Here is a 12,367-nt window from a genome sequence, read left to right as displayed (position 1 = left end):
CCTGGTTGGCCGGCCTCCTGGCGAGGCCCGGGCTCAGACGGGAATGAATTCCAGATCGGCGGTAAACCGGTGCGTGCTTTCGCCCTTGTAGCTGTCTTCCGGGAAGGGCGCGAAGCTGGCGCGGTTGATGGTCTTGCGGGCGGCGTCATCGAGCAGCATGGAATTGGACGAGCTCTCGATGCCGCTGTCGACCACGCTGCCATCGCGCTTGAGGACGAACCACACGCGCACCTTGCCCTGCGGGCGCAGCGTGCTGGCCTCGCGTCCGGTCGGATAGCGCTTGATGCTGTTGAGATGCGCGCGCAACTGGCCCACGTAGGTCTGCTCGATGTTGGCGGTATTGACCGGCGGCGGTGCCGGTGGCGCGACCGGCGCAGCCTGCACCGGGGGCGCGGCCGGTGCGCTGGCCTGCGGCTTGGTGGCCGGCAGGATGGGTGCTTCCGACGACGGCGTGGCCGGTTCCACCGGGGCCGGGGCTTGCTTGGCCGGTGCCGGTTTGGCTACCGGTTTGGGCGCATCCTGCTTCTTGGGCGGCTCTACCGGCTTGGGCGTCGGCTCGATCTGCGGCTTGGGTTGCGGCGGTGGCGGAGGCGGCAATTCCATCAGCGCGATCTGTACCGGCTGCGGATCTTCCTTGCGCTTCAACTCGGTGGCCTTCTGTACCCCGGCGGCGATCAGCACCGCCAGCACCACCAGCGAGGGCAGCGTGGCCAGCGGTTCGCGGAAACGGAAAAAGAGCGGGACGTTCATCATCACGGCTTGCGGGTGGCAATCGAGATGGAATCGAAACCGCCCTTCTTGAGCGTATCCATCACGTCGACCAGGCGCTGCACTTCCACGCCACGGTCGCTGTTGATGATGAGGTTGAGTTTTTCGCCTTCCTTGCGCAGCTTGTCCAGGCGTGCGGTGAGCGCGTCCAGCGTGGTGTTCTCGCCATCGACCTGGATCACGTCATCCTTGGCGATGGTGATGATGGCCTTGGTCTGGGGTTTCAGGTCCTGGGCGGAGGACGAGCTGGGCAGCTGGGTCTTCAGACCCAGAGCCGGAATCACGTTCAGGCTGATCAGTACGAAGAAGACCAGCAAGAACATCATTACGTCGATCATCGGGATGATCTCGACGCGGGCCTTCCGTTTTTTGGGTTCGTCCCAACTGCGCATGCCACACTCCTCGAAGCTTCGTTATACGATTTGTAGCGCTATAGTTTTTATAGCGATGCGCAGCGTAGCGAGGAAATATGTCGTGCGTATTACACCATGTAGGTTTGGGTGAAGACGGGTGAAGAAATTGTTGCCTTCACTGGCCCACGGGATGGCTGTTGACGCCTGCGGGCGACAGGCACCGGCACTGCATTCAGGGACGCCGCAGGGGCATGCGCGGCAGCAGGGACAGCAGCAGCTTGCAGAGATAGACCACGATCAGGGAGCCCGACAGATCGCCGATGGACATGACGATCAGGCCGCTCCAGAAATCCGGATAGACCCCGCGCATGACGAACCAGATCAGCTGGAACAGCGGGTTGGAAAGCGCATAGAGCAGGATGCAGGCCATCAGCCGGGTGGTGTTGAGATTGTCCAGGTTGCGTCCGAGGTCCATGCCCGAGAGCGTGAGCCGGTAGGCCAGATAGGGTGCGCCGGCGGAAATCAGGCAGTAGCCGGCCACGGCGATGAGGTCATGCGGAAACAGTGCATAGGTGGCGGCGGTGGCCAGCGAGCCGATCAGCAGCCCCAGGCAGCCGGCCTCGGCAAAGAGCAGCGTGCAGATCAGGCGCACGCCGGCCGGCAGGTAGATCCAGGCGATGCCCTCGGTGAACTGGGTGCGCCGGAACAGCCATTCATTGATGGAATAAAAAAGGAAATAGCACAGCGCCGTACCGGCGATGGCAGCCAGGTTGGTGCGCAGGGAGATTCGTGAATCCGATGAGGCTTGCATGGCGAGGGGGGGCGAAGACATGCGGAACGGCGCGTATGTTACCCATTAAGCAGGGGTGCCGCACCTCAACAATTTTCATGAGTGTGGCGCGCCAGCCTCGCAAATGGGGCGCGCAAACGGCTGCGTCGGGTGTTTTGCTGCCCGTCAATGCGGTAAGGATTGCACTCTCGGGCTAGCCCGGCGTATGATTCGCTATCAATTCTGGAACGATATCTTGCGCGCCAATTACGCTGCCAGCACGTTCCCGACTTGCACGACAACAACCAACACCATCGCCATATGGGTAAAAACAAGCGGCCGGCAGACATCTACCTGCGATTTCTGCAACTGGCTGAAGCACTCCGGGGATTGCCTGCACTGCCTACGCTGGATCCGCTCGAAGACCGGATCCTGGCCTTCATCGCCCGTGCCGGCCAGGAGCAGCAACGGCTGTCGGTGCGCGACCTGATGGCGCAAAGCGAATTCGGTTCGCCGGCCATGCTGCATGCACGGCTGAAGTCCATGCGCGAGAAGGGCTGGATCGTGCTGGCCGATACCGAGGACCCGCGCCGCAAGCAGGTCGAATTGAGCCAGGCTGCCTGGCTGCATTTCGACAAGCTCTCCAAGTGCCTGGTCCAGGCCACGCGCGACAAGTAGAACGCATTTCTGCCGCGCCGCTGTCATCGTCTGGAAACACCGGGTCGTTACTCTGCACGGCCCTGCAGTTCGTTTGATCCGGATGGTTTCGATGCAACCGCTTTCCCGTTTCCCTTCCCGCTTCTCCTTCTTGCTGCCGCTGTGGCTGATGCTGGCCGGCCCGGGCTGCGCCGCCGAGAATCCGCACAAGTTGTGGGAAATCACCAGCCAGCAATGCGTGCCGGCCATGCAGTCCAGCGGCCAGCCGCAGCCTTGCGCCATGGTCGACCTGGCGCGCGGCTTCGTGGTCTTGAAGGATCTCGTCGGCCCGGCGCAGTACCTGCTCATGCCGACCCGCCGCCTGACCGGTATCGAAAGCCCCGACCTGCTGGAACCGCAATCGCCCAACTACTGGGCTTATGCCTGGCAGGAGCGCGGGCGTGTGGCGCAGGCGCTGGGCCGGCCGCTCACGGATGAGCAATTGGGGGTGGAAGTCAATTCAGCCGCCGGACGTTCGCAATTGCACCTGCATCTGCACATCGATTGCATGCGCCGCGACGTGGCCGCCAGCCTGGCTGATCACCGCGATGATCCGCTGCAGCACTGGCGGCCCTGGTACTTCGAAGGGCATCGCTACTGGGTGATGCGACTGCCCGCCGATGCGCTGGCGCAGCAGGATCCCTTCAAGCTGGCCGCCGCCCGCAGTGCCTATGCGGCGGCCAACATGGCGTCGCAGTCGCTGCTGCTGACCGGAGCACGCTTTGCCGATGGCAGTGCCGGCTTCTTCCTGGTCAACATGCCGGTCAATTTCGACCATCAGGAGCAGGGCAGCGCCGAAGTACTGATGGATCACGACTGCCGCTGGTAGGCCCTACTCCGCAAACTCACGCACCAGCGTATCGAACACCAGCCGTAGCCGCGGCGGTACCGGGCCGCGTTGCGGGCGGTAGAGATACATGTCCCAGGGATCGGGTTCATGGTCGGCCATGACCGCCACCAGGCGCCCGGCGGCGATATCGTCCTCGCAGAGGAAACCGGCCATCTGGCCGATGGCCACGCCACTCCTGACCAGCAGGTATTCCCCTTCGGAATCATCGCAGAGGAAGCGTGCATGGTCGGCCATCCACTGGTTTTCGCCCGCAAACAACCACGGCCAGGGGCGTCCGGTCCCACGGTCCAGCATCGCGGTGCAGGGCAGGGCGCGCAGGTCCTGCGCGTTGGTCGGTACACCGTGACGGCGCAGGAAACGCGGCGTGGCCACCACGTAGAAGCGGACCTTGCCCAGGCGCCTTATGACGAAGCGGTTGTCCGGCACCGTGCCCACGCGAATGCCGATGTCGATCTTCTCTCCCACCACATCAGCGCGCTGGTCGGTCAGGCGCAGGTCGAAGCGCAAGCCGGGATGGGCTTGCGCCAGCTTCTCGACAATCGGCAAGAGGCGAGTGCGGCCCAGCGCCGAAGGCGCGGCCAGCCGGACCAGTCCGCTCATCTCGTCGGCCGGGCTGGCGGCGCCCGTGTCGAACAGTCCATCGAGTTCGCGCAAGCTGGTGCGAGCGCGCTCGGCCAGGGCTTCGCCGAAGCTGGTGATACGCACCTGCCGGGTATTGCGGTGGAACAGCATCTCGCCTTGCAGGCGCTCCAGTTCCTGGATCGCGCGGGTCACCGCCTGGGGCGAGATGCCCAGCCGGATGGCCGCGTCTTTGAAGCTGCCGGTATCGGCAGCGGCGCAGAAGATGCGCAGCATCTCCAGTCGGTTGAGCATGATGATTCCTGAAAATGGAATTCTGTAATCTTATCATTTCCATTGTTTGGCATAGTGTCGCTCGCCATAATCCTTCCATCGACACGCAGTACCGGCAGGTCAACACACCATCCATGGAAAGGGATTCATCATGAGCAAGAACATCGAGAACAAAGTCGTCGTCATCACCGGCGCCAGCAGCGGCCTGGGCGAAACCACCGCACGCCATCTGGCCTCGCTGGGGGCAAGGCTGGTGCTGGGTGCACGCCGCACCGACCGGCTGGAAAAGCTGGTGGCCGAGATCACGGCCGCCGGTGGCCAGGCCATCGCGGTGACCACCGACGTCTCGCGCCGCGACGACGTGGAGGCGCTGCTGGCCCGGGGCGAACAGCACTTCGGCCAGATCGACGTGCTGGTCAACAATGCCGGCATCATGCCGCTGGCACCGCTGGCCAAGCTCAAGGTCGAGGAATGGGACCGCATGATCGACGTCAACATCAAGGGCGTGCTCTATGGCGTGGCGGCCGCACTGCCGCGCTTTGCGGCGCAGGGTTCGGGCCACATCATCAATGTGTCGTCGGTGGCGGGCATCAAGGTCTTCGCCGGCATGGGAACCGTCTACAGCGCCACCAAGTTCGCGGTGCGGGCACTCACCGAAGGCCTGCGCACGGAAGCGCCGGACGGTGTGCGCACGACCATCATCTCGCCGGGGGCGGTGGACTCCGAACTGAAGACCCATAGCAGCGATCAGGAAACCTCGGCCGCCGTGCTGGCCTGGTACGAGGCCAACCAGATCCCTGCCGATGCCGTGGCGCGTGCCATTGCCTATGCCATCGAACAGCCCGCCAATGTGGACATCAGCGAAGTGGTGCTGCGTCCGGTGGCCCAGGAATTCTAAGTTTTCCACAGCCGTTTTCCGGAGTGCGCCCAGCGATGGCGCCGACGGGCAGTGATGCCTGCCGGCGCCGTTGCGCGTTTGCTTGTCATCCTGCCATTGCCGAGCCGGCAATGATTTCAATGCGGCATGTTGTTTGCTTCAAACGCCGCCATGACGCCGTGCAGACAAGCCCGGTGCTTTTCTATATGATTGCCGGCCGAAAAAAGAAGGAGTGATCGATGGCGAACGCGTGCGGTGTGGATTTCGGCACCTCCAATTCCACGGTTGGCTGGCAGCGCCCGCAGGCCGGGGATTCCCTGCTGCTGCCGCTGGAAGACGGCCGCGCCACGCTGCCCTCGGTGGTGTTCTTCAACGCCGACGAAAACAGCTTCAGCTACGGCCGTGCGGGGCTGGGTGAATACCTGGCCGGCTACGAAGGACGGCTGATGCGCTCATTGAAGAGCTTGCTGGGTTCCGGCGCCATCGATGGCCAGACCGAAGTGGGGGGGCGCGCGCTGCCCTATCGCGGTCTGCTCTCGCAGTTCATTGGCGAACTGAAGCAGCGCGCCGAACGGACGGCCGGGACCTCGTTCTCCAAGGTGGTGCTGGGACGTCCGGTGCATTTCGTCGATGAGGATGCGGCGGCCGACCAGCTGGCCCAGGATACGCTGGAAGAGATCGCGCGCGGCGTCGGCTTCAAGGACATCGCTTTCCAGTTTGAACCGATTGCCGCCGCCTTCGATTATGAATCGCGCATCGACAAGGAAGAGCTGGTCCTCATCGTCGACATCGGCGGCGGTACCTCCGACTTCTCGCTGGTGCGCCTGTCGCCCCAGCGCGCCGCACGCAGCGAGCGGCGCGACGATATCCTGGCCAATGGCGGTGTGCACATCGGCGGCACTGACTTCGACAAGTATTTCAGCCTGAGCTGCGTGATGCCGCTCCTGGGCCTGGGGGGCCGCCTGCGCGGTAATGCCGAGATCCCGTCCAGCTATTACTTCAACCTGGCCACCTGGCACACCATCAACCAGCTCTACACCCGCAAGGCCTGGCAGCAGTTGCAGGACGTGGCGCGCGAAGTGGCCGACCGCGAGCGCTTTGCGCGCCTGCTGGATGTGGTCGAGCAGCGTTGCGGCCACTGGCTGGCGCTGCAGGTGGAGGCGGGCAAGATCGCGCTGTCCTCGGCTGACCAGACCCTGCTGGACCTGGACCGCCTGCGCCAGCCCGAGCAATTGCCCCTGCTGCGCAGCGACTTCGATGGTGCCGTGGATCACCTGGTGCAATCGGTCGAGCAGACCGTGCTGGCGCTGTTGCAGCAGGCGGGTTTGCGGGCTGATGACATCGACAGCGTGTTCTTTACCGGCGGCTCCAGCGGCGTGCGCCTGCTGCGCGAACGCATCGGTGCGCTGGCACCCCAGGCCAGGCACGTGGAGGGCGACCTGTTCGGCAGCATCGGCAGCGGCCTGGCCATCGACGCGGCGCGCAAGTTCGGCTGAGGCCCGCAGGAGGCCCGAATGACGGCGGTTTGCGGCGATATGAAACAAACTGCAGGTCGGCGTATCGGATAGTCCCGTACTGAGCGGCATCGCGGAATCAGCCCCGCACCAGCATGAAGCTTTTCGCCGAATTTCGGGGGTGCCGCGCTGCCCGGTGCAGGGCGGTCACAGCATCGCCAGTGGCTGCTTGCGCCGTGGCGGCGGGAAGGCCGCGTCCAGTTCCTTGAGGTCGCTTTCGTTCAGTTGCAGCTCCAGGCAGGCCCGATTGGCCTGCACGTGCGCCGTATCGGCCGCCTTGGGGATGGCGATCACGCCCGGCCGCCGCAAGACCCAGGCCAGCGCCACCTGGGCCGGTGTCACGCCGTGGCGTTGCGCCACCGCCTTGAGGGCCGGGTGTTTCAGGATGCGCCCCTGTTCGATGGGGGAATAGGCCATCACGGCCACGCTGCTTTCCAGCGCCTGCGGCAGCAGGTCATGTTCGATGCCCCGGCGCGAGAGGTTGTAGAGCACTTGGTTGCACAGATACTGGTCGCCGCCGGGCTCCGCCAGCAATTCACCGATGTCATCGGTATCGAGATTGCTCACGCCCCATCCCTTGATCTTGCCTTGCGCCATCAGTCTCTGCATGCCCGCGATGGTGGCCGACAGCGGATGCGAACCGCGCCAGTGCAGCAGGTAGAGGTCGAGATGATCGGTGCCCAGGCGCTTCAGGCTGGCCTCGCAGGCGGCGATGGTGCCGCGTTCGCTGGCGTTGTGCGGCAGCACCTTGCTGACCAGATAGACCTGTTCGCGCCGGCCGGCAATGGCCTGGCCGACGATGCGTTCAGATTGCCCGTCGGCGTACATCTCGGCGGTATCGATCAGGGTCATGCCCAGGTCGATGCCAGCCTGCAGGGCGCGCACCTCGGCGCTGGCGGCAGCCGCAGAGTCGCCCATGTTCCAGGTGCCCTGGCCGAGGGCCGGGACTTGCGTGCCATTGCGCAGCGTGAGCAGGGGAATCGGCTTCATGCGGGGTTCCTTCATCGGTGGTGGGGAAATCATTAGAACCCATTTTGCGCATCGGTTCACCGCATCGCCCGCGATGCCGCCAGGAAATGTTGGCGCGGCCCGCAACTACTGGCATGATCGCAGCCACTCAAAACAAAAAGGTCATCGGGGAAAAGTCCATGCTGCGTCGTTTGCGTACTGCCTTCGCCAATTATTGGGCGCGCTGGTTGCTGGCGCTGTTGCTGATCGGCCTGGCCGAAGCGGTGGTCTGCAACGTGTTGCCCAATCGCCTGGTCGAGCGCCTGGACCTGTTCTTCTACGACTTGCGCATGCGCGTGGCCAAGCCGGCGCTGGACCCGCGCATCGTCATCGTCGACATCGACGAGCGCAGCATCGCCGAACTGGGCCGCTGGCCCTGGAGCCGCGACGTGGTAGCCAAGCTGGTCCAGCAGATGACCCGGACTTATCAGGCACAGGCGGTTGGCTTCGACGTGGTATTTGCCGAGCCCGATACCAGCTCCGGTTATGGCCGCCTGGAAGACCTGGCCCGCGGTCCTCTCAAGGACGTGCCGCAGCTGGCGCAGCAATTGCGCCTGCTCAAGCCCGAGATGGATTACGACGCGCGCCTGGCCGATGCCCTGCGCGGCCAGCCGGTGGTGATGGGTTATGCCTTCTCCAGTGAGGCCGGTGCCGTGATCAAGGGCCAGCTGCCGCCCCCGGCCTTCACCGTGGCGGACCTGGGCGGACGCGATATTGAAGTGATTGGCTGGCGTGCCTATGGCGCCAACCTGCCGCAACTGCAATCGGCAGCGCGGGCAGGTGGTTTCTTCAATCCCTTGCCTGATGACGATGGGCTCATCCGCAGGGTCTCGCTGCTGGCGCGCCATGGCGACAATTTCTACGAATCACTGGCCCTGGCCACGGCCCGCGTGGCGGTCGATGGCAAGCGTATCAAGCCGGTCTTCCTGACCAGCGAGGATGGGCTCCTGGGCAAGCAGAAGGAGAACTATGACGCCCTGGCCGCCATCGCCGTGGAGGCGCGCCCGCAACCGCTGATCATTCCGGTGGAGCGCCAGCTGACCACGCTGGTCACCTACCGCGGTTCGGGCGGTCCGCAGGGCGGGGCCTATCGCTACGTACCGGCGGTGGACGTGATCCGTGGCACCTATCCGCACGACAAGCTGGATGGTCGCATCATGCTGGTGGGCACCACCGTACCGGGCTTGAACGACCTGCGGGCCACGCCCGTCAATCCGGTCTATCCGGGGGTGGAGATCCACGCCAACCTGGTCGCCTCCATCATCGACGACGACTTCAAGACGCGGCCTGACTATGCGACGGGCTATGACGGCCTGCAGGTGGCGCTGGCCGGCCTGCTGCTGGGCCTGCTGCTGCCGATGCTGGGGCCGCTGGCCTCGGTGCTGCTCTCGCTGGGCAGCGCGGCGGCGTTGGGCTGGCTCAACTTCTGGCTCTATGACAGCGCGGGCATGGTGCTGCCGCTGGCCACGGCCTTGCTGCTGGTGCTGCTGCTGTTCATCAGCAACCTGGCCTGGGGCTATCTGTTCGAATATCGCAATCGCAAAGCCATCGTCAACCTGTTCGGCGAATACGTGGCACCGGAACTGGTGGCCGAAATGGCGGCCAATCCGGCCAGCTACAACATGGAAGGCGAGATCCGCGACCTGACCGTGATGTTCTCCGACGTGCGCGGTTTCACCAGCATCTCGGAAAGCCTGCAGCCCAACGAGCTGCGCGAATACATCAATGCCTACCTGACGGCCATGTCGGAAGACATCCGGGGCAATCGCGGTACGCTCGACAAGTACATCGGCGATGCCGTGATGGCCTTCTGGGGCGCGCCGCTGGATGTGCCCGACCATGCCGCGCGGGCCGTGGCGACGGCCCTGAAGATGCAGCAGACCACGGTGCAGCTCAACGAGGAATTCGCGCGCCGCAACTGGCCGCCGCTGAAGATCGGCATTGGCCTGAACAGCGGCCAGATGCGCGTGGGCGACATGGGTTCGCGCATTCGCAAGGCGTATACGGTGATGGGGGATGCGGTCAATCTGTCCTCGCGCCTGGAATCCATCACCAAGGTCTATGGCGTGGGCGTGCTGGTGGGCCATGCCACGCGCCAGGCCGCGCCGCAGTTCGCCTATCGCGAGCTGGACCGCGTGCGCGTGAAGGGCAAGAATGAACCGGTGCCGATCTTCGAACCGCTGGCCATCGAGGCCGAACTCGATGCCGCACTGCGCGCCGAAGTCGAGCAATGGCATGCGGCGCTGGCCCTGGTGCGCGCACAGCGCTGGGATGAGGCGCAGGCTGCCATCGAGCAGCTGCAGTCCAGCCATGCGCGCGGGCTCTACGTGCTCTATCTGGAACGCATCGCGCATTATCGGCAGACACCGCCGCCAGCCGACTGGGATGGCGTGACCACTTTCGAGACCAAGTAAGCCGCAGTGCGCGAGCCTGAGTTGGCATTGGTGCGCGCTTTCTTTTCCGTCGGGCAATTGATCTTGCTGACGTTGCGCTGACAGCCTGGGGACAATGTTCGCGCGGGGTGGACCGGCCTGAAATTCTTTGCAACTTGATTGTGCAAATCATTTCCGGGCAGCAAAAAAACGCCGCACAATCATCCGCAAACACAGGCCCGTGGCGGTTTTTGGACGATACTTGTCGACTCGGACAGATGTAGTCAGTATACTTTACAGGTATCAAGTGCGGTGCCGCCTGGCAAGGCGGTGGCGCCGCCGGCAGCGATGCGATCCCTCCTTCAAGAAAGGGAATATCGGTGCCGGGCATGTCTGCTTCAGGGGTTCCTTTTCGTCGTTCGTCTTTCGTCGTACGTCTTCTTTATTTTTGTTTCCGTGGTCAGGGCGCAGCGCGTGCCGGTCATGTCTTGCGCTTGCGCCATGCTGAGGACGGCGCACGCGCGTGAGACTGGCAAGACGGGAAGGTGGCAGGGAGGGCAAGGCCAGGGCCGCGCTCCGCAACAAAAACTGGGAGGACCTGCCGGGGGGGCGGGTCACTGAGACGATGATTCGATGCTTTCAGCATTCTCTGATGGGCATGGTGCTGCTGGGCGGTGCCATGACCGCATTTGCGCAACCGGCAGCGCCTGCGTCCGCATCGGGCCATGGCGCGCAGGTCCGCAACGACGAACGTTTCGACATTGCCCGCTTTGCCGTGGAAGGCAATACCTTGCTGGCCCAATCCCAAGTGGATGAAGCGGTTGCTCCTTTCAGCGGCCGCGGCCGTGTCTATGGCGATATCCAGCAGGCGCTGGAAGCGCTGGAAAATGCCTACCGCAGTGCCGGTTACACGGCCGTGCAAGTGAGCGTGCCCGAGCAGGAGCTGACCGGCGCAGTGGTGCGCCTGCAGGTGGTGGAGACCGTGGTGGGCAAGGTGGCGGTCAACGACAACCGCCATTTCAGCGAACAGAACATCCGCGCCAGCATCCCCCATTTGGTGGAGGGCCGCGCACCCAATTTGCGCCGCATCTCCGAGTCGGTGCAACTGGCCAATGACAATCCGGCCAAGCAGGTCAACGTGACCCTGTCCGCATCGGAAACCACCAACCACATCGATGCGGTCATCGCCGTCAAGGATGAGGCGCCCCTGCGCGTGATGCTCAACGTCGACAACAGCGGCAGCGCCGACACCGGCCACTGGCGCACCGGCGTTGCCCTGCAGCATGCCAACCTGTTCAACCGCGATCACGTCGCCACCGTGGCCTACACCACCTCGCCCGACAGTCCTGCCGGTGCCAAGGTCGATCTCTATTCGCTCGGTTACCGGGTGCCGCTGTATGGGCTGGGCGACAGCCTCGATCTGATCTACGGCAAATCCAACGTCAGCTCGGGGCAGACGCTGGCGGTGAACTCCACCCTCAACATCACCGGGCGCGGCGACATCTATGCACTGCGCTGGAACCACTACTTTGCGCGCAGCGGCGAGTGGAGCAGCAAACTGGTCTTCGGTGCCGATTACAAGAAGGTCGATTCGTCCTGCAACATCAACGGTGGCCTGCTCAACGGCGCCTCGCTCAATACCTGCCTGCCGTATTCCACGCTGCCGCTGTCGGTGAGCTACAGCGCCCAGCAGCAGGGCGTGGGCCAGGTGCTGGACTACAACATCGGTATTGCCCGCAACATGGCCACTGGCGAGGCTCGGCGCAACGATACCCTGCAGGTGACGGACCGCTATTCGCTCTTCACCGGGTCGCGCCAGTCCATGGACAACTTCATCGTCATCCGCGGCGGGGCCTCCTGGTTCAAGGTCTACCAGAATGACTGGCAGGTGCGCCTGGCCAGTGCGCTGCAGGTGTCACCGCATGCCTTGCCTGCGGTGGAGCAATTCGGTCTGGCCGGCGCCAGCGCCGTGCGCGGCTTCACCGAGCGCGCAGTGGCTGCGGACAGCGGCGCGGTGCTCAACAGCGAACTCTATACGCCCGACCTGATGGCCAAACGCGAGACGCGCGGCAACCTGCGCCTGCTCGGTTTCGTCGATGCCGGCCGGGGGGCCAACAACAACGTCACTGCCGCGTCCACGCTGCCCTCGACAGTGACGCTGGCCAGCATCGGCGCGGGCCTGCGCTATACGCTTGGACGCGATTTCAGCCTGCGCATGGACGTGGCGCGGGTGCTGCTCAACGGTAATTCGGCCACCGAACAGCGGGGCGATATCAACGCCCATCTGAGCGCTATCCTGGGGTTCTGA

11 protein-coding genes are annotated in these 12,367 nt (G+C 64.1%); 6 read left to right on the top strand and 5 right to left on the bottom strand.

The annotated features are described in order from the left end of the window. Positions 1 to 33: 33 nt before the first annotated feature. From ACVC5H_RS24280 to ACVC5H_RS24270, 3 genes are all read right to left on the bottom strand, one after another. Positions 34 to 753: an energy transducer TonB gene (locus tag ACVC5H_RS24280; protein ID WP_489620262.1), complete on the bottom strand. Its 720-nt coding sequence runs from the start codon at positions 751 to 753 to the stop codon at positions 34 to 36. Beyond that, positions 753 to 1,160: an ExbD/TolR family protein gene (locus tag ACVC5H_RS24275; protein ID WP_489620261.1), complete on the bottom strand. Its 408-nt coding sequence runs from the start codon at positions 1,158 to 1,160 to the stop codon at positions 753 to 755. The genes ACVC5H_RS24280 and ACVC5H_RS24275 overlap by 1 nt, the downstream gene beginning before the upstream one ends. Before the next feature lie 193 nt (positions 1,161 to 1,353). Then, positions 1,354 to 1,953, bottom strand: a complete 600-nt coding sequence (locus ACVC5H_RS24270) for a hypothetical protein (protein WP_489620260.1) — start codon at positions 1,951 to 1,953, stop codon at positions 1,354 to 1,356. 258 nt (positions 1,954 to 2,211) lie between these two features. Here ACVC5H_RS24270 and ACVC5H_RS24265 point away from each other — a divergent pair, with 258 nt between their 5' ends. Further along, entirely contained in the window at positions 2,212 to 2,568 is a 357-nt protein-coding gene (locus ACVC5H_RS24265) for a MarR family transcriptional regulator (protein WP_489620259.1), read from the top strand. A gap of 91 nt (positions 2,569 to 2,659) precedes the next feature. Further along, complete coding sequence (locus tag ACVC5H_RS24260) at positions 2,660 to 3,415, top strand: CDP-diacylglycerol diphosphatase (RefSeq protein ID WP_489620258.1); 756 nt, start codon at positions 2,660 to 2,662, stop codon at positions 3,413 to 3,415. A gap of 3 nt (positions 3,416 to 3,418) precedes the next feature. Here ACVC5H_RS24260 and ACVC5H_RS24255 read toward each other — a convergent pair whose 3' ends face one another. Then, positions 3,419 to 4,309 carry a LysR family transcriptional regulator gene (locus ACVC5H_RS24255; RefSeq protein ID WP_489620257.1) on the bottom strand — a complete coding sequence of 297 codons (891 nt, stop codon included), beginning with the start codon at positions 4,307 to 4,309 and terminating at the stop codon, positions 3,419 to 3,421. A 130-nt stretch (positions 4,310 to 4,439) separates the two neighbouring features. On the opposite strand from ACVC5H_RS24255, the gene ACVC5H_RS24250 reads away from it, so the two are divergent. Together ACVC5H_RS24250 and ACVC5H_RS24245 are read left to right on the top strand one after the other, a co-directional pair. After that, a complete protein-coding gene (locus tag ACVC5H_RS24250; RefSeq protein ID WP_489620256.1) occupies positions 4,440 to 5,186 on the top strand; it encodes an SDR family oxidoreductase in 747 nt (248 codons plus the stop codon). Between the two features lie 218 nt (positions 5,187 to 5,404). Then, on the top strand, positions 5,405 to 6,661 hold the full coding sequence (locus ACVC5H_RS24245) for an Hsp70 family protein (protein WP_489620255.1): 1,257 nt from the start codon (positions 5,405 to 5,407) through the stop codon (positions 6,659 to 6,661). A 165-nt stretch (positions 6,662 to 6,826) separates the two neighbouring features. Here the strand turns inward: ACVC5H_RS24245 and ACVC5H_RS24240 are convergent, their stop codons facing one another. After that, positions 6,827 to 7,669 carry an aldo/keto reductase gene (locus ACVC5H_RS24240; protein ID WP_489620254.1) on the bottom strand — a complete coding sequence of 281 codons (843 nt, stop codon included), beginning with the start codon at positions 7,667 to 7,669 and terminating at the stop codon, positions 6,827 to 6,829. A gap of 158 nt (positions 7,670 to 7,827) precedes the next feature. Here ACVC5H_RS24240 and ACVC5H_RS24235 point away from each other — a divergent pair, with 158 nt between their 5' ends. Continuing rightward, positions 7,828 to 10,101, top strand: coding sequence for a CHASE2 domain-containing protein (locus ACVC5H_RS24235; protein WP_489620253.1), 2,274 nt, complete (start codon positions 7,828 to 7,830; stop codon positions 10,099 to 10,101). Positions 10,102 to 10,711: 610 nt separating this feature from the next. After that, positions 10,712 to 12,367 carry a ShlB/FhaC/HecB family hemolysin secretion/activation protein gene (locus tag ACVC5H_RS24230; protein ID WP_489620252.1) on the top strand — a complete coding sequence of 552 codons (1,656 nt, stop codon included), beginning with the start codon at positions 10,712 to 10,714 and terminating at the stop codon, positions 12,365 to 12,367.

This window comes from Herbaspirillum sp. Her3 (assembly GCF_057961275.1).
This window is presented reverse-complemented; position numbering and strand designations above follow the sequence as displayed.